At 69.8% G+C, this 24,597-nt stretch carries 20 protein-coding genes and 4 pseudogenes; 11 read left to right on the forward strand and 13 right to left on the reverse strand.

All coding sequences use genetic code 11. The annotated features are described in order from the left end of the window. The first annotated feature begins 50 nt into the window (after nt 1-50). Nucleotides 51-485 carry an arsenate reductase ArsC gene (locus ACIRG6_RS25485; RefSeq protein ID WP_403324667.1) on the forward strand — a complete coding sequence of 145 codons (435 nt, stop codon included), beginning with the start codon at nt 51-53 and terminating at the stop codon, nt 483-485. Nucleotides 486-777: 292 nt separating this feature from the next. On the opposite strand, the gene ACIRG6_RS25490 is transcribed toward ACIRG6_RS25485, so the two are convergent. Next, complete coding sequence (locus tag ACIRG6_RS25490; RefSeq protein WP_403324668.1) at nt 778-1,155, reverse strand: helicase associated domain-containing protein; 378 nt, start codon at nt 1,153-1,155, stop codon at nt 778-780. A gap of 324 nt (nt 1,156-1,479) precedes the next feature. Here ACIRG6_RS25490 and ACIRG6_RS25495 point away from each other — a divergent pair, with 324 nt between their 5' ends. After that, nucleotides 1,480-1,716 carry a hypothetical protein gene (locus ACIRG6_RS25495; RefSeq protein WP_403324669.1) on the forward strand — a complete coding sequence of 79 codons (237 nt, stop codon included), beginning with the start codon at nt 1,480-1,482 and terminating at the stop codon, nt 1,714-1,716. A 167-nt stretch (nt 1,717-1,883) separates the two neighbouring features. Here the strand turns inward: ACIRG6_RS25495 and ACIRG6_RS25500 are convergent, their stop codons facing one another. Next, nucleotides 1,884-2,459: a helicase associated domain-containing protein gene (locus tag ACIRG6_RS25500; protein ID WP_403324858.1), complete on the reverse strand. Its 576-nt coding sequence runs from the start codon at nt 2,457-2,459 to the stop codon at nt 1,884-1,886. Further along, nucleotides 2,433-2,948 (reverse strand): annotated as a pseudogene (locus ACIRG6_RS25505) (flavin-containing monooxygenase); the annotation flags it as partial. The gene ACIRG6_RS25500 and the pseudogene ACIRG6_RS25505, both read right to left, overlap by 27 nt. A 110-nt stretch (nt 2,949-3,058) precedes the next feature. On the opposite strand from ACIRG6_RS25505, the gene ACIRG6_RS25510 reads away from it, so the two are divergent. Next, the gene (locus tag ACIRG6_RS25510) at nt 3,059-4,468 is read left to right on the forward strand and encodes an NAD(P)-binding domain-containing protein (RefSeq protein WP_403324670.1); all 1,410 of its coding nucleotides are present in this window, start codon (nt 3,059-3,061) and stop codon (nt 4,466-4,468) included. Beyond that, nucleotides 4,465-5,085, forward strand: a pseudogene (locus tag ACIRG6_RS25515) (MFS transporter); the annotation flags it as partial. The gene ACIRG6_RS25510 and the pseudogene ACIRG6_RS25515, both read left to right, overlap by 4 nt. A gap of 124 nt (nt 5,086-5,209) precedes the next feature. Here ACIRG6_RS25515 and ACIRG6_RS25520 read toward each other — a convergent pair. After that, nucleotides 5,210-5,416 carry a hypothetical protein gene (locus ACIRG6_RS25520; RefSeq protein WP_364685677.1) on the reverse strand — a complete coding sequence of 69 codons (207 nt, stop codon included), beginning with the start codon at nt 5,414-5,416 and terminating at the stop codon, nt 5,210-5,212. A gap of 1,108 nt (nt 5,417-6,524) precedes the next feature. Here ACIRG6_RS25520 and ACIRG6_RS25525 point away from each other — a divergent pair. Continuing rightward, the gene (locus ACIRG6_RS25525) at nt 6,525-6,845 is read left to right on the forward strand and encodes a hypothetical protein (protein WP_364685674.1); all 321 of its coding nucleotides are present in this window, start codon (nt 6,525-6,527) and stop codon (nt 6,843-6,845) included. A gap of 837 nt (nt 6,846-7,682) precedes the next feature. Here ACIRG6_RS25525 and ACIRG6_RS25530 read toward each other — a convergent pair. Further along, nucleotides 7,683-8,147, reverse strand: a complete 465-nt coding sequence (locus tag ACIRG6_RS25530; RefSeq protein WP_403324859.1) for a DUF2199 domain-containing protein — start codon at nt 8,145-8,147, stop codon at nt 7,683-7,685. A gap of 110 nt (nt 8,148-8,257) precedes the next feature. Then, nucleotides 8,258-8,800: a DUF3885 domain-containing protein gene (locus tag ACIRG6_RS37770; RefSeq protein WP_450152412.1), complete on the reverse strand. Its 543-nt coding sequence runs from the start codon at nt 8,798-8,800 to the stop codon at nt 8,258-8,260. A 319-nt stretch (nt 8,801-9,119) separates the two neighbouring features. On the opposite strand from ACIRG6_RS37770, the gene ACIRG6_RS25535 reads away from it, so the two are divergent. After that, nucleotides 9,120-10,673, forward strand: coding sequence for an alpha/beta hydrolase (locus ACIRG6_RS25535; RefSeq protein WP_403324671.1), 1,554 nt, complete (start codon nt 9,120-9,122; stop codon nt 10,671-10,673). A gap of 157 nt (nt 10,674-10,830) precedes the next feature. Here ACIRG6_RS25535 and ACIRG6_RS25540 read toward each other — a convergent pair. The 3 genes and pseudogenes from ACIRG6_RS25540 to ACIRG6_RS25550 form a co-directional block, all read right to left on the reverse strand. After that, nucleotides 10,831-11,007, reverse strand: a pseudogene (locus ACIRG6_RS25540) (IS5/IS1182 family transposase); the annotation flags it as partial. Between the two features lie 177 nt (nt 11,008-11,184). Next, nucleotides 11,185-12,105, reverse strand: a complete 921-nt coding sequence (locus ACIRG6_RS25545; RefSeq protein WP_403324672.1) for a hypothetical protein — start codon at nt 12,103-12,105, stop codon at nt 11,185-11,187. After that, a complete protein-coding gene (locus ACIRG6_RS25550) occupies nt 12,102-12,563 on the reverse strand; it encodes a hypothetical protein (protein WP_403324673.1) in 462 nt (153 codons plus the stop codon). Before ACIRG6_RS25550 ends, ACIRG6_RS25545 begins: the two co-directional genes overlap by 4 nt. Before the next feature lie 306 nt (nt 12,564-12,869). Between ACIRG6_RS25550 and ACIRG6_RS25555 the strand changes: the two genes are divergently transcribed. The 4 genes and pseudogenes from ACIRG6_RS25555 to ACIRG6_RS25570 all read left to right on the forward strand — a co-directional run bounded on the left by ACIRG6_RS25555 (nt 12,870) and on the right by ACIRG6_RS25570 (nt 18,570). Beyond that, nucleotides 12,870-16,469: a CHAT domain-containing protein gene (locus ACIRG6_RS25555; protein ID WP_403324674.1), complete on the forward strand. Its 3,600-nt coding sequence runs from the start codon at nt 12,870-12,872 to the stop codon at nt 16,467-16,469. 6 nt (nt 16,470-16,475) lie between these two features. Next, the gene (locus ACIRG6_RS25560) at nt 16,476-17,951 is read left to right on the forward strand and encodes a tetratricopeptide repeat protein (protein WP_364686720.1); all 1,476 of its coding nucleotides are present in this window, start codon (nt 16,476-16,478) and stop codon (nt 17,949-17,951) included. A gap of 185 nt (nt 17,952-18,136) precedes the next feature. Then, nucleotides 18,137-18,235: pseudogene (locus ACIRG6_RS25565) on the forward strand (IS5/IS1182 family transposase); the annotation flags it as partial. Then, complete coding sequence (locus ACIRG6_RS25570; protein ID WP_403324860.1) at nt 18,199-18,570, forward strand: DUF6283 family protein; 372 nt, start codon at nt 18,199-18,201, stop codon at nt 18,568-18,570. The pseudogene ACIRG6_RS25565 and the gene ACIRG6_RS25570, both read left to right, overlap by 37 nt. Before the next feature lie 156 nt (nt 18,571-18,726). Here ACIRG6_RS25570 and ACIRG6_RS25575 read toward each other — a convergent pair whose 3' ends face one another. The 3 genes from ACIRG6_RS25575 to ACIRG6_RS25585 form a co-directional block, all read right to left on the reverse strand. Further along, nucleotides 18,727-20,058: an amidohydrolase family protein gene (locus tag ACIRG6_RS25575; RefSeq protein WP_403324675.1), complete on the reverse strand. Its 1,332-nt coding sequence runs from the start codon at nt 20,056-20,058 to the stop codon at nt 18,727-18,729. A 120-nt stretch (nt 20,059-20,178) separates the two neighbouring features. Further along, a complete protein-coding gene (locus ACIRG6_RS25580) occupies nt 20,179-20,676 on the reverse strand; it encodes a nucleoside deaminase (protein ID WP_403324676.1) in 498 nt (165 codons plus the stop codon). After that, the gene (locus ACIRG6_RS25585) at nt 20,673-22,058 is read right to left on the reverse strand and encodes a purine-cytosine permease family protein (protein ID WP_403324677.1); all 1,386 of its coding nucleotides are present in this window, start codon (nt 22,056-22,058) and stop codon (nt 20,673-20,675) included. The genes ACIRG6_RS25580 and ACIRG6_RS25585 overlap by 4 nt, the downstream gene beginning before the upstream one ends. Before the next feature lie 286 nt (nt 22,059-22,344). Between ACIRG6_RS25585 and ACIRG6_RS25590 the strand changes: the two genes are divergently transcribed. Beyond that, on the forward strand, nt 22,345-23,913 hold the full coding sequence (locus tag ACIRG6_RS25590) for a PucR family transcriptional regulator (RefSeq protein WP_403324678.1): 1,569 nt from the start codon (nt 22,345-22,347) through the stop codon (nt 23,911-23,913). Between the two features lie 144 nt (nt 23,914-24,057). Here ACIRG6_RS25590 and ACIRG6_RS25595 read toward each other — a convergent pair whose 3' ends face one another. Beyond that, complete coding sequence (locus ACIRG6_RS25595) at nt 24,058-24,456, reverse strand: FAD-dependent monooxygenase (RefSeq protein ID WP_403324679.1); 399 nt, start codon at nt 24,454-24,456, stop codon at nt 24,058-24,060. Nucleotides 24,457-24,597: the final 141 nt, after the last annotated feature.

Here is a 24,597-nt window from a genome sequence, read left to right on the forward strand (position 1 = left end):
ATGCTGATGTCATGGGTGGCGTGCTGCTGCCGCGAGACGAGAGAGCCCCTATGCCCGAGAGCCCCGGCAAGAAGCCGTCCGTCCTGTTCGTCTGCGTCCACAACGCCGGCCGTTCCCAGATGGCCGCCGCCTGGCTGACCCACCTGGCCGGGGACCGCGTCGAGGTCCGCTCCGCCGGATCCAACCCTGGCACCGAGGTCAACCCGGCCGCCGTCGCCGCGATGGCCGAGGTCGGCATCGACATCTCCGCCGAGGTCCCGAAGATCCTCACCGTGGACGGGGTGAAGGAGTCCGACGTGTGCATCACCATGGGCTGCGGCGACACCTGCCCCGTCTTCCCCGGTAAGCGCTACCTGGACTGGAAGCTGGACGATCCGGCCGGGCAGGGGGTAGAGGCGGTCCGTCCTATCCGCGACGAGATCAAAACCCTGGTGGAGGGCCTGATCGCTGAGATCGCCCCGGCGAAGCCGGAGACGACGGCGTGAGCGAGATACGCGACGCCGTCACGTCGGCTCCGACCCCTGCCGGATACACCGCCCGCCCGGTCGGCGAAACCCTCACCCGCGTCCGGACGATGACCCCGCACAGCTCTTGGCCGGTGATGAGGGCCCCGTGCGGCTACCGGACGCGGACGACGGGCGGGGCTCTGCACCCCGGCCCCCCGAGCCGCTGGTCCTGTGGCTGTTAACCGTACGCATAGCGTACGAATCGAGAGCATATGGCGGCCCATTCACCTATCCGCTGCTCAGCGCCCTCCAAGACGGTCGAGGACCACAGTTACGCCCACTCCACGCCCAATTCCCGCAGCGCGTCGAGTTGCTCGGCGGTGAGTTTGTCGCGTCTGGCGCGAGTGTTCGAGATCCATACGCCGAGCTTCGTCTCGGTCCCGTCGGGCAGAACCTCGATCGCTTTCCGCGGGATGGGCCGCTGGGCGCCTTCTCGCTCGACCCACTGGACGAGGGCGGCAAGCCCGCGCTGGAACGCTTGCTGCGCCTTGGTCAGCCCCTTCGCCGCGCCTCTGGTTGTCGAGGTGGGAGGCGGCGCCTGGGCGGGCTGCACGCCCAGCTTGGTCAGCCGCTTCTGCTGCTCGCTCGACAGCAGTCTCCAGTCCCGGCGTTGCCGTTGGAGCCATCGTCCGATGTCGTCGCCGTCCATGAGGAAGCCGGGGGCTAGGTAGGAGCCCGCCGGGTTCGTCGGCGGCGAGGTGGGCGAGGTGGCGGTAGTGCCGTTGCCAGTTCAACGGCCACGGGCAGCGAAGGGGGTGCGCGGGCGGAAGGCGTCTGGGCTGGCGGTCGTTTCGTGGGAGAGGTGCCTGTCTGCGAAGGGTCCGTTCCTTGCTGGCAGCGGCAATAGCGAGAATACTCGCGTGACCTGGAGCGGCTTGTGGTGGGGGTCGCGCGGATGGACGCGTAGGACGTGCCTGATCAGTCAGCAGTGGGTCGGATGGGAGCGGAACAGTCCCGCACTCCAGGGAGAATCATGCGTACGAGCCGTTTCGCCTTTGCCGCGACTGTGCTGGCCGCTGGCCTGCTGCTCACTCCGGTCGGTACTGCAGCCGCCCAATCCTCCGACATCGAAGTCACCGACGTCACCGAGGACACGCCCGCGGTGGGCAAGGACGCCGCCGAAGCCGCAAGTGTCGGGGACATCCAGGTCGGCCTCGTCAACGTGCAGGACCTCGTCAACAGCAACCAAATCAACAGCGTGAACGACTAGCGCATTGAGCGGGCAGGCGCACGGACTCTGAGCCACCGAGGAGACCTGGCCCTCCCGCTGGGACCGGAGGGCCAACTGTTGTTCTGCGGCGCCCCGGGCGGGCTGCCGTATCCCGCCGCCTGCCGTCGCTACCGCTCTTCCGGACGGTGCGCCCCTTCATGCGCGCCTTACGCCCACTCTCCACTCCCCAGCTCTCGCAGTGCCTGCAGCTGCTCGCTGGTGAGCTTATCGCGCCTACATCGGGTGTTTGATACCCATACGCCCAGCTTTACGACCGCTGGCTCGGCCTCGCCGTCGACCGTGATCTGTTCGCTCTTGCCCCTTGGCACTGGCCGGTGGGCGCCTTCTCGTTCGATCCACTGGGCCAGGGCGGCCAGGCACACTGGAACGCCTGCTGCGCCTTGGACGGCCCCTTCGTCGCGCCCTTGACCGTCGGGGTGGGAGGCCGCGGTGGGCGGGCTGCACGCCCAGCTTCGACAGCCGCTTCTGCTGCTTGCTCGACAGCAGTCTCCAGTCCCGGCGCCGTTGGAACCAGCGTCCGATGTCGTCGCCGTCCATGAGGACGCCGGGGGCGATGTCGGGCAGGTGGCCGCTGGGCTCGTCCTCCGCGAGGTGGTGGTAGTGGCGTTGCCAGTCCAGTGGCCAGGGGCAGTCCCAGTCCGGGTCGAGCGCGGCCAGATATAGCCCCCGCGGGCGGCACAGCCCGAACCCGGGGCCACCGCAGAGTTCCCGGCCCCGACCACCATCCGGCGGCCGGAGAAGGGGGGTCGGGCTGCGGTAGTCTGCGGCGTGCAGTACCTGCCCGGTGAACTCCTGAAGGCCCGGCAGTGCGGGCCGGTGCGGGCGCCCGAACGTTCCGGAGTCCGCCACGACGGCGCGCGCGGACAGCCGGCCGCCGCCCCGAAGACATCGCCGGTGCGGCTGACCACACTGACGCGGCAGCCCGTGCGGATCTCAGCGTCCAGGCGGCCAGCGTAGGCGGTGAGGTAGGCGACGACCTCGTCGCGATGCGGATAGCGGTCACGGTCGGCGCCCGGGAACGGCATCCCCGGCAGAGAGCTGTACCGGGCGGGCGAGAACAGCATGAGGCTGTCGTAGCAGCGCGGCCACGACCCAGCCGCCCGGTCGGACGCATCCAGCACCACCGGCCGCAGCCCGCGGCGCAGCAGCGCGTGGGCGGTGGCGAGGCCCGACTGGCCGCCGCCGATCACGGTGACGTCGATGTGCTCCATCAGCGAATACCCCTGGGTTTGATGAATGTCTATGTTGACGCTCATCAATACAGGTGCCATGCTGGGCCGCGCCAGTTATCGACAGATGTCGAAATACGCAAGGAGTCGCCGTGAACGCGCCCGCCACCACCGAGCTGCCCGTCGTCGTGATCGGGGCCGGACCCGCCGGTCTGGCCGCCGCCGCCCATCTGGTCGACCAGGGCATCGAGCCCCTGGTCCTGGAAGCCGGTCAGAGGGCCGGCGCCGCGGTGCGCGAGTGGTCGCACGTGCGCCTGTTCTCCACCTGGGGCGAGGTCGTCGACCCGGCCGCCGAGAAGCTCCTCGCCCCCACCGGCTGGACGCGGCCCGACCCGGCGACCTACCCCTCCGGCGGCGACTGGGCCGAGCAGTACCTGCAGCCGCTCGCCGACGTCCTCGGCGACCGTGTCCGCACCGGCGCCACCGTCACCGGTGTCTCGCGCACCGGCCGGGACCGGATCGTGGACGCCGACCGCGAGCAGCAGCCGTTCGTCGTGCACGTCTCCCACGCCGGCGGCCATGAGGAGCGCGTCTTCGCACGCGCCGTCATCGATGCCTCCGGCACCTGGGCCACGCCGTCCCCGGCCGGCGGCAGCGGGCTGCCCGCGCTCGGTGAGAAGGCCGCCGCGGACCGGATCAACTACCGCGTCCCGGACCTGGAGAACCCCGCCGTCCGCGCCCGGTACGCGGGTAAGCGCACCGCCGTGATTGGCTCCGGCGCCTCCGCGTTCACCGCTCTCGACTACCTCGCCGACCTCGCCAAGGCCGACGACGGCGCGGGAACGAAGGGCGTGTGGATCCTGCGCCGGGGCATCTCCGGCTCCACCTTCGGCGGCGGCGAAGCCGACCAGCTCCCCGCCCGCGGCGCCCTGGGCCTGGCGGCGAAGGCCGCCGTCGACGAGGGCCACGCGGACGCGGTCACCGGCTTCCGCACCGAAGCGATCGAGCGGGCGGACGACGGCCGCCTGATTCTGGTCGGCGAGGACGGGCGCCGACTGGACGCGGTCGACGAGGTGATCGTGCTGACCGGCTTCCGCCCCGACCTCTCCTTCCTCAACGAGCTGCGCCTGGGCCTGGACGAGCGCCTCCAGGCGCCCGTCGAACTGGCTCCGCTGATCGACCCCAACCAGCACTCCTGCGGCACCGTCTACCCGCACGGCCACCGCGAGCTCTCCCACCCCGAACAGGGCGTGTACCTGGTCGGCATGAAGTCCTACGGCCGCGCCCCGACGTTCCTGGCCATGACCGGCTACGAGCAGGTCCGCTCCGTCGCCGCCGCCATCGCCGGCGACCTCGAAGCGGCCGACCGCGTCGAACTCACCCTCCCCGAGACCGGAGTGTGCGGCGGCGCCGGCCTCTTCGACGCCCCCGAATCCGACCAGAGTGGCGGCGGCTGCTGCGCCCCGGCGCCCCAGCTCGTCCAGCTCGGCGCCCCCGCCGCAGTGGCCGTCGGCGCTACGGCGGCTGACGAGGCTCCGGCGGGCGGCTGCTGCGGCTCGTGACCGACCTCAACACCCCAACCCGCGGGGCCGCGACCGGATCGGGGGATCGGTCGCGGCCCGCCGCCCTGCCCGCACTCTGACTCACGCAGATCACCAGCTGGGGCATCGTCTACTACGCCTTCCCCGTCCTGAATCCCGAGATCACGCACGCGACCGGCTGGCCGGCGGGCGCGACCACCGCGGCCTTCTCCCTCGCCCTCGTCGTCTCCGCCCTCGCCGGAATCCGCGTCGGCCGGATCCTGGACCGGCGCGGCCCGCGCGCCGTCATGACGACCGGTTCCCTCCTCGGCACCGTCAGCCTGCTGCTCGTGTCCGCCGCCCCCAGCCTCCCTGTCTTCTTCGCCGGTTGGGCCCTCGCCGGAGTCGCGATGGCGACCACCTTCTACCAGCCCGCCTTCGCCGCCCTCACCCGCTGGTGAGCCCCCGACCACATTCGCGTGCTCGCCGTCGTCACCCTCGCCGGCGGACTCGCCTCCACCGTCTTCGCACCCCTGACCGCCCTGCTCGCCGCGCACCTCTCCTGGCGACACTCCTACCTGACCCTGGCCGGACTGCTCGCCGTCCTGACCATCCCCGCGCAAGCCCTGGCCCTGCGCGCCCCCTGGCCGCCCGCCCCACGGCGCCGTACCGGGACGTGAGACGCGGACGCAGGCACACGGGCCGTACGCCGCACCGTCCTTTGTGTGACCCGTAGCGGTTCAGTCTCGCCGTCGGGAGAACCGGAAGGCGCGATGGTGACGTCTACCTGGGACGTCTGGCGTCTTCCTCGTTCCACACCGAGATGACGTGCCCCTCGCCATACTGCTCGATGACCAGGGCGCGGGCTTCTGGCGCCGACGAAGCCATCAGCCGAAGCTGCTGCTCCTTCTCCCGTTGGCCATCGATCCGGATAAAGCCGATGAATTCGCGCCTCGGTCCGGTGGGCTCGAAGTCGGACGGATCTGCCACCACACGCCTCCCCGTTGTCAGGTTTGCGACATCTTCGCATTCTCCAAACTGCCTAGACGACAAAGGGCCTGGCCGCTGTGGCGGCCAGGCCCCGGGTTTCAGGGAGCGGTCCGCTAGCCGTGGTGCTGGTGCAGCCTCACGGCGGGCGGGCGAAGGTGTTGTCCGCCCCAGTTGTATGTCGTCACAGCAGTGGTTGTAGCTGTGATCAGGGCGGCAAAAGCCGCGACCTGATCGGCACTCAGGAGAGCGGCCACTACTACGATCACCACGACCGCGACTGCAGTCGAGCCGCCACCGCGTGGTGTTGTACCCAGTCCTATGGGATCGTGGATCTGGATCGACATGTTGCGTCCTTCCGTCAGAAGCCCCTTGCACCGCTCGGTGTCCAGCCATCTGCGGAGCAAGGGGCTTTGTCGTATGAGCAGTTGACCTCGACGCCCAATGGTGTACCCGAGGGGCTTATTGGGCAAAACCGCACGCCGGACCTTACGCCGAATGGTGTGGCCCCTATGCTCGCCGCCGTGGAAAACCATGCCCACCCTCGTTGAGCATCCGACCTCTCGTGACAGAAGCACACCATCCGCCCTGCGAAAACCCTAGAGTTGCGCCGGTGAAGGCACCGAGGCACTGACCAGCGTCACTCGCCCGCTGCGGGCCACCTGACGGGCCGGGCTACGACTGAGGCGGTGGACGAGCCCCGGCCGGACGTGGGAACGGCAGCAGCCCCCGCACTCGTGCTGCGCGGGCGGGAGTCCGGGGGCGTGGAGGTGCTGGGGGTGGTCAGCTGATCGTGAGGTGGATGCGGAGCCGGTCCAGGCCGCGGGCGTTGCGCAGCTGGCGGGGCCGGGCTGCAGGATGAGGCTGGTCTCGGCGGTTATCGCCCTTCACGTGGTTGGCGGGCGGCCTGCTCAGGGTGGCGGGCCGCGGGCCGGGGGGGGTGTGCGTTCACTGTCGGGGCGGCACGGGTTAGGGCGGCAACCCCTGGCCCACCAGGGCGCGACAAGGGCGGCCCGGCAGTGACTGGGCGCGGGTCGGCTTGGCACGTGTTCTGCCCGGCCGCGTGGCGTGAGTAGGCATGCCCGCCGTGTCTGCCCGGGATACTTGGGTGATGGACAGCTACGAGGGCCTTGCGACGCTGGAGTGGTGGGCCAACCCGTCGACGTGTTTGGCCGAGCTGGGTGTGCGGGTCACGGTGCGCGTCACGGGCGACGGCTGGTCCTGCGACGCGGTTCTCGACCCTTCACTGAGCGCGGAGGACCGGGAGGGCTTCGAGTTCCTGATGGCGGTCGATCCGCTGTTCACCCTGCGCTTCGAGGGTGAAAGCACGGTGCACGTCAACGTCATCGCGGCAGGAGACGACGGAGGGCTCACTCTCACCTCCTTTGAGGCGGAGACCTCAGTGTCACCAGGGACCGGGCAGTTGCCGTAGAAGCCGGCCATAGCGCGACACGGGTCCAGCAGGTACCGCACGGGCAGACACGGCGGCCGCGGTGCGGCCCGGGACCTCCATCTCCCCAGGGGTGGGGCGCTGGCATGGGCCGGGGACACAATGGCGGGCGGTCGAAGGGCTGCGGAACGCCGGGTGGTTGGTGCGGTCGCCGCCGGGGGCATCGCTCGATGGCTGGTGGTCCGTCAGGCTCAGCAAGGCGGCAGAATGGTCAGCCGTAGAGGACTGAGAGAGGACACAACATCATCGGTAGACAGCGACTGAGACGCTCCACCCTGGCGTGCCTCGTCATAGCGACACTGATGACCGCCGCGGCCTGTGTCCCTGCTGATCTGGGCCCGCTTCCCCCGCGCTTTTCTGGCCCAGCTCTGTCTGCGGAGACGGCGGTGTCGGAGATCAGGTCGGTACTGGCGGCGGAGGGCATCGAGGTGGAGAGAGAACCGTCGAATTCCCTGGGCAGGTGCCATGAACGTCTCTCGGGACGGCACGCGCCCGAGACGGTGAAAGCCTCGCTGAAGTCGGCCTTCGCGCGGGCTCGTGCCGAGCGCGGCTGGCAGCCGGGCCCCGACGCGGGGGCCCAGGTGCTGTCCCTCACGAAGGGCAACTGGACGGCCCTCGCCGCCCTGCCCGTCCAGCCGCCCCAGGGCGCTGAGGCATTCGTGGTCGTCTCGCTGATATGCCTGGACTCCGGCGATGCTTCCCCTTCGCCCAAAGCTCCGGGAGGATCTGCCACCGACCCAGCACCGTCGAGCACTGCTTGAGTCGACTCACTGGCTTCCCCGCCCTCGCAGCCGCTGTTGCGCGCGAACCTGCCGGCCGTCACCGTTGCTCGCTGTCGTCGAAGTGGCGCACGGCTGAGGCGATGTCCCGCACGCGGTCCAGGGTGATGCCGGTGCGCTGTTCGACGGCGAGGGAGTGGTCGGTGGGCTCGAGTTCCACGTAGGGGCGTTCACCGAGCGGGCGGGTGTGGACGTGTGTCTTCAGGTTGAGGGTGGTGGGCGAGTAGAGCGGCAGGTCGGTGGTGAGCCAGCCGAAGTAGGGCTTCTCGGACTCGCGGCCGGGTGTGTCCCACAGGTCGGCGGCCCGGGAGAAGTTGTCGCGGCTGAGCGAGACCCAGACGCCCCAGGAGAACACCTCGTCGCTGCCGATGACCGGTATCTCGATCAGGCCCTTGACGAAGTAGTGCTCTGCCCGGATCACGCACTGGTCCGCGGAGAGCAGACAGTCGTCAGCGCCGGCGAACGACGGATCCCACACCGCGGGGGCGTCGGCTGTGTAGTTCATCGGCAGCTCACGGTGGTGGGCCCCGCAGCAGGAGCAGGTGAATCCGAGATCACTGGTCATGGCGCTGGAGCCTAGCGACAGGCCCCCACGCCCCTGGAGCGGGAGCCTGCTCACCCGAGGCGGGAGGCGGGAGTGGGGAGCAGCCAGTCCGGCCGGTACGGGCCGGGCGGACACGAGGGGCGGCCCGGGCGCGGCTGGCGGCCCCGGCCCGGAACGTGGCGTCCAGGCACGGGACAGGGGCCGATGATGGGCTTGGAGCCGTGCCCTGGACACGGAGTGAGGGCGGACGTGGCGGTCCGGGATTGTCGGAGACCTGACGGATGGCTGGAGAGCCAGTCGGTATGCCGATCGCGAGTGCGGTCTCTTTCGTGTGGTGTGGTGAGGAAGACGTCGGCGCCGCCGTCGTAGGGGTGGTGGATGCGTCGCATCTGAGTGTCGGTGATGAGGACTCCGGCCACCTTGTCGTCGGCGATGTCACGGAGCACCTCGTCGATGCAGCCACATCGCCAGGGCCGGCGGGCAGCGAAGAGGTGACAGTGGGTGCGGAACTCCGCGGCTCTGGATCGTCCTCCACGAGCAGGGTCTGCCAGTAGCCAGCGGGTTGAAAACGACTTGCGCGCCGGCACTCCAGCATCAGGCCCGGCAGATAACACTCGCTCTACCGCCGCTGATCCCGCCGCGACAACGACCCGAACACATCAGCAACGAACTCCGCCAACTCGCCCCGGAGCCGTTCCACTTCCCCAACTTCACCCTGGGAGACTGCCCATAGCCACCCGGTATCACTCAACGTAACGAAGCACTACTGGTGCTGTGACCGCATACGTTCACCGGGTTGGGGATCCGTGACGCCAGGAGCTGAGCTGCCGTCGGAGGCGGCTTGTACTCTGCAGTCATTCGACGATCGGACAATCATGAACGCGGGCATGGGGGCACGGGTCGGGCGTCCAGGAGTGGGAGCGCGGGGATTCGATGAGTGACGCACATCCGATACGACGCCGCAGACCGGGCCTCTCGGTCGGTGCGCGGATCATCGCCTTGGTCGTCCTCGCCGCGATCGGGGCCGTCGGCGCCTGGCTCCAGCACGATACTCCCGGTCGGAGTGCGCAGCCGCGTACGGAGTTCACCGCGAGCAATCCGCCCGCTGGTCTGCCCACCGCGCTCACCACCGGCCAGCACCTCCACTGGTCCCGCTGCACCTCGCCGCCCACCGCGCGCACGGGCTACGACTGCGCCGTCATGAAGACCCCCCTCGACTACCGGAAACCAGACGGCAGGACGATCGACGTCGCCCTGATCCGCCGCAAAGCCACCGGACCGAACTCCCAGCGCATCGGCTCACTCGTCCTCAACTTCGGCGGTCCCGGCGTGTCCGGCGTGAGCGAACTGCCCGAACACCTCGACCAGTACAAGCCGCTCCTCGACCGCTACGACCTGGTCTCCTTCGACCCGCGCGGCGTTGGCGCGACCATCCCGGTGCGCTGCGGGAAGACCGCGGACGAGACTGGCTACGACGGTGCCGACGCCTGCGCCGAGCATTCCGGAGCGATCCTCCCGTACATCGGCACCTCGCACACCGCGCGCGACCTCGAGCTGATGCGCTACCTCCTCGGCGACGAGCGGCTGCACTACTTCGGCGTCTCGTACGGAACGGAGCTCGGCGCGGTCTACGCCCACCTGTACCCGTCGCACGTCGGACGGCTCGTCCTCGAGGCGCCCGTCGATCCGACCGAGGACCTCGTCGAGGAGCAGGTGTCGCAGGTCAAGGCGGTCCAGGCGGCGTTCGACCGGTTCGCTGCGCACTGCGCGGCCCGTATCCGCCACTGCCCGACCGGTGATGGGCCCGAGGAGGCCGCGCGACGCATGGCGCGCCTGGCCGACCGCTTGGAGAAGAAGCCCGCCCCGGCCGGCGGAGGAAACGACCTCGACGCTGACGACCTCGCGTACGCTGTCAGCGACCATCTCGACCTCGGCACGGACGGTTGGTCGCCGCTCGCCGAGGCGCTCACCGCGCTGATCGACCACAACGACGGCCGTCCGCTGAGCAAGGGCGCGGACGACACCGGCTCCGCCGACCGTGCAGCGACCCCGCGCGACAACAGCCGCGTCGCCCAGGCCGCGATCACCTGCGCGGACTCCAGCCTGCGTCCTGGCTTCGAACGCCTCGACAGGGACGAGGCCCGCGTCAGAGCCGCCTCACCCGTTTTCGGCGAGGCCTGGTCCACCGGCGTCTACCTCTGTTACGACTGGCCGGTCGACGGCGAGCGCGCCACGCCCCAGGTGAACGCCGACGGCGCGGCGCCCATCCTGGTGGTCGGCGGCACCGGCGACCCGACCACCCCGTACCCCGGCGCCCGCCGCATGGCCCGCGCCCTGGGCGACGGTGTCGGCGTGCTCCTAACGGCCGAGGAGGAGGGCCACGGCACATACCCGCAGAACCGCTGCGTCACGGAGGCGGTCGACACATACCTCCGCACGGGCCACACCCCGGCCGTGGGGACGGTGTGCCGGGGCAGCATATCCTGAGATCCGTACGGATCTGCCGAGCGGCCGTCAGCACACCGGTTCGTTCGCAGGGGACGAGCCGTATGCATGGACGGCACCGACGCCGTGATCACCGTTCCCGTTCTGTACGCGATACGTACGGTTGGCAGGTCGATCGGGGATCGCCGGCTAAGAGGTCCTAACAAAGACGTTGGACGTGGCGGTGGGTGATCAGGCAGACCGCGAGGCCGAGGAAGGCTTCGTGGAAGTCGTCGCGACGTTCCCAGCGGATGCGCAGGCGGCGGAAGCCGTGGAGCCAGGCGATCGTGCCCTCGACGACGTAGCGGAAGATGCCCAGGCCAGTGCCGTGTGGCTCGCCTCTCTCAGGCGCCCTTGGGCGAAACATGCCATTGGCATGCTGCTCCAGCTCGGCGCGGAGGCAGAGGTCGTGGCACCCGCCGAGTCGCGGGTCTGCATCACGCGAACGATCACCACCCTCGACGACGTCTACCAACGCCCGCCACGTCGGCCAGGGGGCGGGACTTATGGCAGGTCACGGTGTTGTGTTCGTGTCCAGCACTGTGTTGATGTCCGCGGCTGTCTGCGCTGTGAAGGCGTTGTCGCACGGCACGCCGAGCCGTGCGGCCATGTCACAGATGTGGAGGTCGGTTGCGGCAACTACCAGAACCGCCAGGGCTCCGACGGCCGTACGGGCGCGGTTGCGGGCGGTCAGGATCAGGATCATGGCCAGGAGGGCGGCAGGCCACCACGCGGTGACGCCTGCCAGGAGGAGGTATGCCGCGCCCCAGGCGGCGAGGCGGGAGGAAGCAGCGTAGTTCTCGTGGACGTTGCCGATGTCGGCGCGTATCTCACCGTCCGAGACCGCCCAGAGGTGGGGCCAGAGGCGGTTCAGGTCCAGTGCGTAGCGGCCCCGTACGGTGGCGGCTGCATCTGCCATGCGCTGAGCGGACCACGTAGGCCGGTCGGGCCGGGTTTCACCGATGCGTGAGCGCCGTCTGCTGTAGCGCAGGACCGTGGGGAATCGGGTAGCGGGTGGTCTGCCGAGGACGCGGTCGCGGGCCTGCTGCTGGCGGGCGGCAGTGGTTGCGTTTGCGAGCGCGGTGTCTGCCCGGTCCCATCGTGCCGCCCGCAGGCGGGTCAGCGCATCGACGTACCACCCGGGGGCGGTGGGCATCCACAGGGCCTGGACGATGCGGCTAGTCCCGGCCACCGCCAGGCCCGCTGTGACAGCGCCGAGGGTGGTGGCCGCTCCGATGACCAGCAGGTCCCCGGTGGTCCGGCCGCGAGCGAGTTCGGTCGCGTACTGACGCAGCTCGGTCACGTCGAGAGCGTGCTGACTGCCCAGATGGTGAGCGATGACTGCGCAGGCGGTGAAGAGCAGCCCGGGGCCGATCAGCACCGTGGCCCACCGTTCCGCCAGCTTCTTGGACAGCTCTTGCAGCAACGTCGTCATGGTGTGAAGGGAGCTGCGTCGAGCCGTCGCTCGGTCAGCGTGCAGTCGGCGGGGGTCTTCTCCGCCCGGGTGCAGCGGGCGACCGGGCAGAACCACGCCTCTATCTGAGGGACGGCGGGCTTCACTCCGGGTAGTTCCCGCCATTCGCGGTTGGGCCTGGTCAGTCCGTGCACTCCCTGTGTGGACAGAGCTTCATCGACGGCGTCGAGGAGGGCGGCGAGGCGGTCGGTGTGAAATTCGTTCTGTGCCAGTACGGCACTGAGCTCTTCCAGCAAGGTCTCCTTACCGGCCTCTTCGAGCAGGCCTCGGAGGTCTCCGCCTCGGCCGTGGACGAGGCATACCCGCTCCAGACGCTCCGCGAGTTCGATGAGCTGTCCGTCGGAGGAGGAGTGCGCCGAGCGATGGCCGTTGGCGTCTGTCGGTGCCGTGGCCTGTCGCTCTCGGGAGGTATCTGACATGCAATTAAGTTATCTACCTTTTCCTGGAGTTGATACCCATGTACACATTGTCCGCATGGTGTTGCTGACGGGGCGGAGGCAGGGGTGGGAGAGTCGGAGAAGGGCGGAGAGCAGGCACGGCCGACCGTTCACCGGAAGGGACTGCTCCCTGGGGCAGGCACAGGGCAGCGCACGTCACCCGACGGCCACGACGGTCCGTCACCGCAGGAGCGGCAGCACTATCTCGACCGGGTGACGGGGCGGCTTCGCCTGGCTGGTCCCGGGCCGGGCTCGCCGGTAGAGCTGCCCCGGGATGCACTGAGGAACGTGGTGGGGGTGCTGCTGTCCCGGGATGCGCTGGAGGACGCGGTGCACCTGCTGCTGGCACGGCGCCCTGGAGGGACAGACCACGCCGCGCTGGCCGCGGCCGGCACGCTGTTCCTCTACCGTTCGCAGCTCATCGGCGGCTCCAAGGGCACGGTGGAATTCGTGGCCGCCGTACACCTTCTCGGACCCCTGCACGCGCAGTGGCCCGAGGCCGTTCCTCCGCAGCTGCGCCACTATCTCGAGCTCGAGCACGCCCTCGCTGACGAGGTCCGTGAGGCATTCAGCCAGGAGACGGGCTTCACCACCCGCGCATGGATCTGGTGGGAGCTGTGCAAGCCGTTCGCCGGACGGTACACGGAGTCCCAGGACCTTGGTGACCTGCGCCTGGCCATCGATCTGCTGCGGCTGGGCCACACCGCCGCAGCCGACGACGATCCGGATCGGCCGGCGATCGTGCACACCCTCATCTTCCTGCTCAGCGACCTGCGCGGCCGGTCGTACGATCCCGGCGTGTGCCGCGAGATCATCGGCTTGTGCAGCGGGCTTCTCAGCGGCACCGTCCCGATCCAGGCACCCCGCGCCCTGATGTGCGCCAATCTCGGGGTGGCCGCTCTCACGTTGGCCCGGCAGGAGGGCGATCCAGAGGCCGCAGCGACCGCGGTCAAGGCCTTCCGTGAAGCAGTCCGGTTGACGGAGGCCGCGCCCGCGCAGGCGCAGGACGGCCGGAGCCCGGCACGGGCCGGCCGACCGGCAGAGGACGACGCCGCCTCCTACCGTCACAACCTGGCCGCGGCCCTCGCTCAATGGGGACAGTTGACCGGCGACGACGAGGCACTGCTCGAAGCGCTGGCGATGACACGGCGGGCGCTCGACGGCGATGCCCGGGCCCTGAACAATTTCGAGGTCACCCTGCGGACGCTGCTGACCCGGCCCGCCGCTGCACAGGCCGCCTTGGAACGGCTGTGCCGGCAGTGGCTGCCGGAGCCCGGGCGGCCGATGGCCGCGGCCGACGTCGTGGTGCTGAGAGTCCTGTGCCTGCTTATCATCGTGCAGTACCGCGCCACCAGGACCCTTCCCCTGTTGCGCGAGGCGATCTCCCATGGGCGCCGGCTTCTGAGCGTGGTGGAGGGTCCTGAGTTGCTGGGAGAGGCCGCCCACAACACCGCGAGCCTGCTCGTCGATCTTGCCCAGCGCACCCACGATCCACAGGCCGCCCGCGAAGCCGTCACCCTTGCCGAACAGGCAGCAATCCACGCACGGTCTGCCCCTCTGCTGGAAGAGCCCGTCGTTCAGGGCACCTTGGCAGCGGCTCACCTCATCGTGTTTGAACTGACGGACAACCCACAGGCACTGCGCGACGCCGTCCGGGCAAGCCGACGTTCGGTCGAGGAGCCTGCGAAACCGCCGGCCCCCGGCCGCGGACGGCCCGGCGATTCACCCGTCGAGGACCTGCTCACCACCCAATTCGCCGATCGCCTCCTCCACCACTCCAGAATTCTGCACGCACATGGCGCTCGCACCACCGACCGGACGCTCCTGGACGAGTCCCTCGCCACAGCTCGCCGCGCCTTGACGCTTCCCACGCTCACCGTCGAACAGCACGTCACCGCACGCATGCAAGCGAGCAAGGTGCTCACAGATCTCTTTGCACTCGACAAGGACGGACCTGTCACCGGTCTCGAGGAGGCCGTCCGTCTCTGCGAGGAGGCGTCGCGCATCGTCGCCCCTGGCGGCTTCGCCGAACCCTTCCTCGTAGACGCGCTGGTACGCGCTCAGCGTCTATTGGGCAAAGCCACCGGCGACGCGGCACTTCTTCGCCGAGCGGTCGACACGGCGGACAAGGTTCTCACTCGGCCAGGTCCAGCGGTGCGGGGCACCCTCCTGTCACTCGACTTGGAACGGTCTCTGGCCGCATCGCACCTGGCCGCGCTGGAGAACGATGACATGCTGCGCGGAGAGGCTCTGGCCGGATTCGACAGGCTCACGGACGAGGCGGAGGCCCGGCCCTCGGTCAGGATGACAGCGGCACTTCGGGCCATCGCGGCGGTCGACCCCACGGATCCGGACGCGATGACCCGACTAGGTGCGGCCGTCGACCTCCTGCGGCTGAACGTGGCCGGCGGGCCTCGCTGGTCGGACCGTGAGCACGCCTTGCGCAACTACTCTCTGCTGACCGAACGGATCGTCATGAGCGCTCTGGCGGCCGGTGATCCTGTTGGCGGTGTACGCCTCCTCGAGCTCAGCCGCGGATTGCTGTCCGAGGACGCCATGGATCTCCGCAGGGACCCGGCTTGGCTAGGCCCGGAGCTGCAGGAGGAGTTCCGCGATCTGTCCCAGGGCATGCGCGCCCTCGACCTTCGCGACCGCGGGGCCAGCCAGGCACCGGAGGCCACTGGTCTCGACCGAGAGATCGCCGACGAACGGACGGTCTTGAACCAGCGCTTGGTGAAGCTGCGGGAGACCGCTCCGCCGTCCACGCCGGACCCGCGTGAAACAGCATCCCAAGGACCGGTGGTCATCGTCACCACGCTGGACTCAGGAGGCCAGGCCCTACTGATCACCTCGGACGCCGAGGAACCCGTCCGATTCCTCCACCTGCCAGGCTTCGACACCCAGACGGTGACCGACCGCGTCCTCACCTTCCTCACCGCCCGCGAGTTCGCCACCAACGACCGCTACCCGCTGCGAGCCCGACGGCTCGCGCAGGGCGAGGTCCGTGCCACCCTGGAATGGCTGTGGACCACCGCCGCCCACCCCATCCTCCAAGCGCTGGACCTCGACCGCCGGCTCTCCCCCACCGCCACCGGACCCGCCGTCGACTGGCCCCGCCTCTGGTGGTGCCCCACCGGGTTTCTCGGCTACCTGCCCTGGCACGCCGCCGGAACAAGTGCGACGACGGCCAGCGGGGACGGAGTCCTCGACCGGGTCGTCTCCTCGTACACCGCAAGTCTGCGCGCCCTGGAATACGCCCGGCGCCCTTTGCATGTACGCCACCGGTCCCGCACCCTCGTCGTCCCTGTGCCGAAGGTGAGCGGCGCCGAGCCGTTGCGTGGGGTGGACGGTGAGGTGCGGTCCGTGCGCGAACTCATCCCCGACGCACTGGTGCTCACCCCCGAGGAGAGTACGAGGGAGCGGGTCACGACGGCCCTGGCCGACCACGGCCATGTCCACCTCGCCTGCCACGCGATGACCAATATCCATGCCCCAGGGTCCAGCAGACTCCTGCTCGCCGACCACCGGACGGCGCCCCTGACGGTGGCGGACATTGCCGGGCTGCATCTGCCCGACAGCGAACTCGCCATGTTGTCCGCGTGCAGTACACACGAGATCAGCCCCGACCTGAGCGAGGAGTCGCTCCACCTGACCGGTGCCTTCCAGCTGGCCGGATTCCGCCATGTCATCGGCGCCCTGTGGCCGGTCAGCGACGCGACAGCCGGCGACGTCAGCCGCGCCGTCTACAAGGAACTGACCGGTAACGGGCAGCACGCCCCCCGCACCGCCGACTCCGCCCGCGCACTGCACATGGCGGTCCGTGCCCTGCGCGCCTCCTTCCCCGCGGCCCCGACCATGTGGGCCTCCTACATCCATACCGGAGCATGATCCCGCATGACGGTTTCCGCGACTCCCGAGGATCCGGACGCGCGCGCCTTGCTGCGCCTCCTGTGCTGGTTCTCCTCAAGCCCGATACCTAGAGGGCTGGTCTCTGCTGCCGGGGACCAGCGCCAGAGCGACTCGCTCGTCGCCGCGGGCGCTCTCGTACCCCTGCCCGACGGAGGCTTCGTCCTGACGCCCCACGCGCGCGACCTAGCCCGGCAGGAGTTCGGGCAGCAGGGGCGTCTTGAGGCGGCGGATGCCCTGGCGCGGTTTCTGGGGGAGCCGCAGTCCCCCGGCCGGATTGGCCGCTGCCTGGCATTGATCCCGCACCTGACCGAGTGGGTAAAGATCACGGCGAGCCAGGGAGACACAGCGGGCGTGGGCCGACTTCTCAATACGGTGACGTTGATCGCTCTGGAAAACTCCACGGGCGCAACCGTCATCCCTCTGGCCGAGCGGCTGGTGCGCTCGGCGACACTGCACACCGGCCCTCGCTCCGCCAACACTCTCTCTGCCCGCAGCAATCTCGCCGCCGCCTACGCCCAAGCCGGCGAGTACTCGCGCAGCGTCAAGCTGCTCGAACAGGTCGTCGCGCACAAGTCCGAAGAGTTCGGCCCGGACGATGAAGAAACCTGGAGGACACTGCTCAACCTCGGTTACTCATGCTGGAAGGCCGGCGACCACACCAGGGCGATCGAGATCGCGGAACGGATCATCGATCACCGCTCCAAGACCCTGGGGCCCGACGACAGTGCGACCCTGATGGCCCGCCACAACCTCGCCGTCATCCTCAACGACACCGGGCAGCAGGCGAAAGCACGCGAGTTGTGGGGAGAACTGGAGAGGCGGTGCGCGGCCGCCCTGCCGCCGGACGATGAGACGGCCGTAGCCGTGCGCCTGTTCCAACGACGCTCACGCCGGGGCGCCAGCACAAGCCCGGCTGACGAGACAGATGCCCGACATCGGCTGGCCGAGGCCGAGGACCACCTCTCCCTGCTCACCCAGGGCGGCAGCCCTGACCTGACCTCCGAGAGGGCCTCTGCCATGGTTGATCAAGCAACCGCACTGCGCGATCTGGACCGACTGGACGAAGCGGAACACACGTTCCGGGAGGTGATCGACGGAGGGGGCCGTGCTCTCGGCACCGGACACCCACAGGTCGTACGCGCTTTGATCCGGCTGGGTTACCTTCACACCTTGCGCCGTCCGCCTCGGCATGAGGAAGCGATGACGGCGATGCGCCAAGCTCTGGCGCGGGCGGACGCAAGCCTCGGCCGTACGCACAAGGAGACCGCCATCGCAGCCGTAGTTCTCCTGACCAGCTTGCTGGCACGAGGCCAGGACATAGAACACGCGGAACTTCTGGAGGAGCGTCTGTCCGACGTCATCCAGGCACTCGGCTTCCAGCACCCACTTGTCCGGGCGCTGGCCGCACACCGCGCGCGCCTCAGAATGCTGCGGCCGGCTGTCGGCGAGGACGAACCCTGAAGCCACGGCGATCGCGTTCAGGCAAGCCCGCTGAAGCAGCGGAGCACCACTGGTCTCGCCGCGGCCCGCACCGAGGCCACCCGGCATCTGCTGCGCTACTGCACGAAGACTGAACTCTCGAAGGCCGCCCGTGCCGCGTTTGATGCTTCAGTTTTGGATCATGTTGGTGCTTGCGGGGTCTGGCCATCAACCGCTTGAAAGGCTTCCGTGCCGTCGCCACACGCTACGAGAAACGGGCCTACGTCTATTGCGGCACCGTCACCGTCGCAGCCCTCATGATCTGGCAGGACTACGCGAAGCTCCCGCTCTACGACCGTCCCACCCCAACCCAGCCCCTGAGGCTGTTCCTCTGCCCCTGCACGACCGCAACGACGACCGCGCACGTATATGCGGTGGCTGGGCGGGCTGCCACGACGGCGACGAACTGCTGGCCCTGCGCGTCGCCTCCATCGTGGGCGATCTCACCGCGGAAACGGCTGAGGCAGTTCGGAACTACGTCTCTCCCGTGCCGTTGTTCTCCTCCGGCGCTGAGGCGGCTGCTCACGGCATGCGCGCCATTCCTCGCGCCGGGCCCCGACGCCCGCCGCGCCATGGACAAGATCACCCGCACCCGCACTGACCTCACATAGGCCGTCTCGGTCCGGCGGGGTGGCCCGGCCCCCGCCCCCCTCGGAACCGGCCCGGACGTTGCGGGACTTGCTTCTGAACTGGAGATCAGGCTGGCCCGTCGCCTACTGACCTCTGTCGGAGGGTAGTAGGCGCGGCGCCGGATGGGTCACTTCGTAAGGGCTGCCCGGCGCCGGAACAGATCCTCCGCCGCGCTCTGCGCCTCCAGGCGTACCTTCTCCGTGTCGACGCTGAGCACCTTGCCGTTGTCCACGAGGAGTTCGCCGTCCACCCATACGCGCGCGACATCGGCCGAGGACGCGGAGAACACCAGGTGGGCGACCGCGTTGAAATCGTCGCCGTGGAGGAGCGGAGTGGTGTGCAGTTTGCGGAGATCGATGGAGACGATATCGGCCTTCTTGCCCGCCTCCAGGGAGCCGGTGACATCGTCCAGTCCGAGGGCCCGGGCGCCGTCGATCGTCGCCATGGTCAGGATGTCCCACGGGTCGCCCGTCGTCGGGTCAAGGGACGTCACCTTCTGCAGGAGGGAGGCGAACTTCATCTCTTCCAACAGGTCGAGGTTGTTGTTCTCCTTTTCGCCGTCGCTGCCGAGACCGACAGCGATGCCCTTGCGGCGCATCTCGGCGACTGGGGCCGGGCCCGACGACAGCTTCATGTTCGAGCAGGGGCAGTGGGCGACGCTCGTGCCGGTCGTGGCGAGCAGATCGATCTCCTGGTCGTCGAGCCAGACGCAGTGGGCCACCACGGTGCGAGGGCCGAGGATGCCGCGGTGGTGGAACTCCTCGATAGGCCGGCGGCCGAACTGCCGTACCGACTCCTCAACTTCCCACATCGTCTCGGACGAGTGCGTGTGCAGCCCCGTGTCGAACTCGTCGGCGAGCCTCGCCGCCGACCTGAACGCCTCAGCGCTGCAGTAGAAGAGGTGCTCCAGGCCTACCCACGAGCGGACCCGGTCGTGGGCGTACGTGCGGTACTCGGTGAGCAGGCGGCGGTTGGTGTCGAGAGTCTCGAAGTACTGGTAGCCGGGGAGATCGGCGACGTAGGGGACGAGCGTCGCGCGGATCCCGGCCTGTTCGGCGGCGTGCGCCGAGCCCTCCATGTGACGCCACATGTCCATTACGGACGTCGTGCCCGCGCGCAGGGACTCCGTGTAGCAGAGGAGGGAGGCGGCCTGGGCGATTTCCGGGGTGAGCGCCTTGTGGGCCGGGTCGACGTACTCACGCAGCCAGTCCCACAGTGACTTCGACTCGGCGGTGCCGCGCAGCAGGCCGGAGTGCAGGTGGGTGTTGTGCAGGCCGGGGATCACGGCGTGGCCGGTGGCATCGACGACGTGGGCGTCGGTGCCGGTGAAGGCGTCCGGGTGGCCGATCGCCATGATGCGGCCGTCCTCGATGAGGACGGAACCGGGGTCGAGGACGGCTCGCGTGCCGTCGCAGGGAATGACGATGCCGTTGTGGATCAGGGTGCGGGTGTGGGACATGGGTGCAGCTCCTTCAGTCCAAGCCCTTGCGGCGATTGAGCAGCAGGGTCCGGGGCAGCGCCCCGAGGCCTTCGCTCCGTTAGGGGCCGAGGAATCGGCGGTGGGTGCGGAGTGCGGAGCTCAGCCCCAGAATCCGGCATGTACCCGCGCTGCCTCCTCGCGGAGGCACGGCCCCACGACCTCCACCGCGCGCTGCCCCCGCGCCAGGACCTCGCGGCAGGGCAGGGCCATCGTGGGGTTCTCGGGGTTCGAACCGGTCAGGGCGAGGAGTTCGTCCTCGCCGAGTGCGTAGGCGACGCGCCCGATACCGCTCCAGTACACGGCGCCGGTGCACATCGCACACGGCTCCGTCGATGTGTAGAGGGTCGCGCGGGCGAGGTCCGCGGGGCCGTACGCACGGGTGGCGAGGCGGACCAGGTTCGTCTCGGCGTGGCCGGTCGCGTCCCGCTCCGTGACGACTGTGTTGCCCGCCTTGAGGACCACTTCCCCGTCGAGGACGAGCAGCGCGCCGAAGGGATGGTTGCCGCAGGCGCGGGCTGAGGCGGCCACAGCGATCGCCGCGCGCAGGAAGGTCTCGTCCTCGGCCGTGGGGACGGTGGGGGCGGTCGTGGTCGTCATCGGGTACTCCTCAGCTTGTCGGAAACAACGGGAAGTTCACGGGAAGCTTCCGTAGGTGCGGTCGATCGGAGCGCCGTCAGGACCGTGTACGCCGTCCCCGCCACCGCGAAGCCGACGAACAGGCCGAGCGCCCCGAGCCCGGGGTGGGCCGACGCCAGCGGCCCCGTATAGAGGGACTGGTTCATGAACGGGGTCTCGACGGCCAGCGCCAGCGCCACGCACGGCAGGCCCCAGCCGAACCGGTGCCCGGGGTTGTACGGGTCCGCGACCGCTCGCCGGCCCCGGCCCCAGTACGCCGCGATCATCACCGCGGCCCACGGCGCCAGCCAGTACCCCGTCATCAGCAGGAAGTCGTTGAGATGGGTCGCGAAGTCGCCGTGCCCTGCGTACCAGGCGAGTACCGTGCCGAGCGAGCCGACCACGAGCACCGAGACCCAGCGCGGGATCGTGAACCCGGCGACGAGTGCTGCCATCGCCCCGGAGTACAGGTCGATGACCGTCGACGCGAGCGTGGACAGCAGGAGGAAGAAGAGCACGACCGTGCCGACCGTGTGCGGGAGCAGGCCGCTCACCAAGCCGCTCGGGTCGTCGAGCGCGCCCGCCGTGCCCAGCGCCGCGCCCAGCGAGCCGATCCACACCCCGGCGAGCGCGCTGCCGCCGCCCGCCGCGAGGAACACCCGCCGGGGCCGGCTCGTTGCGGGCAGATAGCGGCTGTAGTCGGAGGCGTACGCGGACCAGCCGAGGACACGGGCCGCGGTGACGGCAACGACCAGCAGGAAAGAGGCAGTTGATCCGTCGGCCGGGGCGACAGGCGCCGCCACCTCAGCGTCCCCGAACCCGTATACCGACATCACCGCGAACACGACCACCAAGAGGACAGCAAGGACTCGCTCTACCGTGTGGATCAGCCGGTAGCCGACCACCGCCACCCCCATTTGCGCGACCGCCATGACGGCGAGCGCGACGCCGAAGCCCATGCCCGTCAGGTCGCGCAGGATGAAGATGCCGAGCACCGAGTCGACGACGCACCAGCCGACCCCGTTGACGACCGTGAACGCCGCCGACGGCAGATTGCCGAGACGGCCGAACGGGCCGCGGGACTGTATGAGTTGCAGCACCCCGGTCAACGGGCCGCGCGTGGAGAACAGGCCGACGAGTGCCGAGCTGAGCAGCGTGCCGGTGACGATCGCAAGGACCGCGGGCAGCAGGTCCAGGCCGAACACCGATGTCGCGAGGGCGCCCACGCTAAGCGTCGCGAACTGCACGTTCGCGCCGAACCAGAGTGTGAACAGGGACCAGGGCCGGCCGTGCCTGTGGTCGGTGGGCACCGGCTCGGCACCCAATTGCTCAATGGGAGAGGGGCGTTCGGGATCGGCGCGCATGACGGACTCCTCGGAGAGGTACGACCGGGCGGACGTGGGGCGGTGCAGGGCATGCGGCTCGGAGCGCACTCCCCGGCCGGGGAGGGCGGGCCATGGGGGGTGCGTGGGATCCAGTGAACCGGCGGCGCCGGCCTGGCGGGACTGCACGTTTCTCCAGATGGGAGGGAGCCCGCGGCGAGGGGGCCTGTACTATTCTCCAAACTCCCTGCACACCGGCGTGCATGTCCGTAACACACGCCACCCGCCGGAACTCCGGAGCGCCGGGGGCACCCGAGGAGGCTGACCAGTGCAGCTCACCGAACTGCTCGCCATGTCACAGCTCGGGCTGAGCCCCGTCGTCCCTCCGCCTGCCGACTCCCCGCCGATCCGTGGCGTCTGCACCACCGACCTGCCCGACCCCGGCCGCTATCTCGACGGCGGCGAACTCGTCCTGACCAGCACCACCTGGTACCACGAGCCGCGCGACGCTGATGTGTTCGTCGCCGCGCTGTCCGGCGCGGGCGTCGCCGCGCTCGTCGCGGGCACCGCCGGAGTGGGCATGCTGCCCGACGCGCTCGGCGACGCGTGCTCCCGACACGGTCTGCCGCTGCTCACCGTCGGCGACGAGGTGTCGTTCGCCGCCCTCACCGAGACGGTGCTCGCCGCGCTCGACGGCGGGCACAAACGCATGCCGTCTGCCGGACTCCACCGCGGGCTCATCGCCAGCGTCGCCGCCGGCGCGGGCGAGGAGGGTCTCCTCGACGTGTTTGCCCGAGCCTCCGGCGTGTGGTGCGCCGTGCTGTCCGCCACCGGGCGGCTGCGGGCGGGCGGCGTCCCCGACGTGACGGAGCAGCAGCTCACCCGCGCCCACCGGGACGCGCTCGCCGCGGGCGGCTTCCCCGCCGTGCGGCCGGTCACCGGTGACGGCGCGCTCAGCCTCTTCCCCGTCCAGTCACCCGTCGCGCACCGCCCGCCCGCCGGCTACCTCGCCGCGGCCGGCGACTTCCGCGACTGGGCGCCCGGCGTCGCCGACGCCGCGTGGGAGGTGTGCGCCCTGCTCGCCCTCGACCGGGCCGCCGCGCAGGAACGCCGCCGCATCGAGGCTCGGTTCCTGCGCGAGGCCGTCGACCTGCTGAGGGAGGGGAGGGAGGAGCCGGCCCAGGCCCGGCTGAGCAGCCTCGGCCTCGCCCCCGACACCCCGCTCAGCGCCCTGCACTTGAGTACGACCGGCAGCCTGTACGGGCCCGAACTCGCCGCCGTCGTCCTCGAGGACGTCGCCGAGCGCGTGCCGGGCTGCTCGGTGCCGATCGCCCTCGACGACGGGGCGTACCTGATGCTCGTACCGGCATCGGAGCCGGACGACGACCATGGGGCCGCCGACGCCGCCGAACGTCTCGCACCACTCCTCGCCGGTGGCCGGGCCGCACTCGCCACCGGCAGCCCGGCCACCGGCGCGGCCGGCCTGCGCCGCTCGATCGAGGAGGCTCGGCACGCGCACCGCGTCGCCGCGCTGGGCACCGGTACCGTGGGCACCGCAGGCAGCGACGCCCTCACCACGCACCAACTGCTGCTCGCCGCCGTCCCCGAGGACGTCCGCCGTCTCTACCGCGACCGGCTCATCGGGGTTGTCGAACGGTACGACGCCGAGCACGGTAGCAATCTCGTGGGCACGCTCGCCGCGTTCCTCGACGCGTCGGGGTCGTGGCAGCGCTGCGCGGAGCAACTCCACGTCCACGTCAATACGTTGCGATACCGGCTCCAGCGCGTCGAGCAGCTCACCGGACACAGCCTTGCCACGCTCCGCGACCGAGTCGACTTCTGTCTCGCGCTCGGCATCAGCGGGCCCCCGCCGCCCGGTGTCACGCAACCAAGGTAAAGGCCGCTACCGGCACGAAGTGCAGCCGTCCCGACACTCGCCGCCGGCGTCTCCGGATAGCCGAGGAACGCCGTTCCGCCGATGCCGTCGGCGAGCAACCCCACGGGCCGGTCCGCAGCGGACGGGATGCCGAACAAGCTGCCGCTACGGCTTCACCGCCTCCACCTCGGCCGCCAGGGTCCTCCCGCTGCATGCTCCGGGGGCGGGCGCCGACCGGTGGAGCACCTCGGACAGGTCGGCTCGGGTCACCTCGACCGTCGGCGCCTTGTCCGACGTGAGCGGGAGTTGCAGGATTCGCCTGCCGCCGGGGTCGAGCAGGGTCAGCGACCGATTGCGGGTGGCGAGCTCGCGGAGCTGCGGGAGGATGCCCATGCGCTCGGCGACCGGGATCGCGGGCCCCTTCACGACGATCGCGCTACCACCGGAGCGCAGCTGCCGGGCGTGTTCGACGACCGTCGGCCGGTATCCATTCCGGGAGAGCCAGTACGCGAGTGCGGGCCCTGCGATTCCGGCACCGACTATCAGCACCTCGGACTTCTTCATGACGATGACCTCTCGGAGTGTCGACGACCAGGTCCCTGGCGAGTGCCGGGCCGGATCTGAGGGAGCGGCGGCACGGGGCGGTCCAACCGGAACCAGGTACGATCAATTTCGTACCTCAGGGAAGCATGCCCTTCAGGTACG

The organism is Streptomyces flaveolus, assembly GCF_044765825.1.
Lineage (GTDB): Bacteria > Actinomycetota > Actinomycetes > Streptomycetales > Streptomycetaceae > Streptomyces > Streptomyces flaveolus.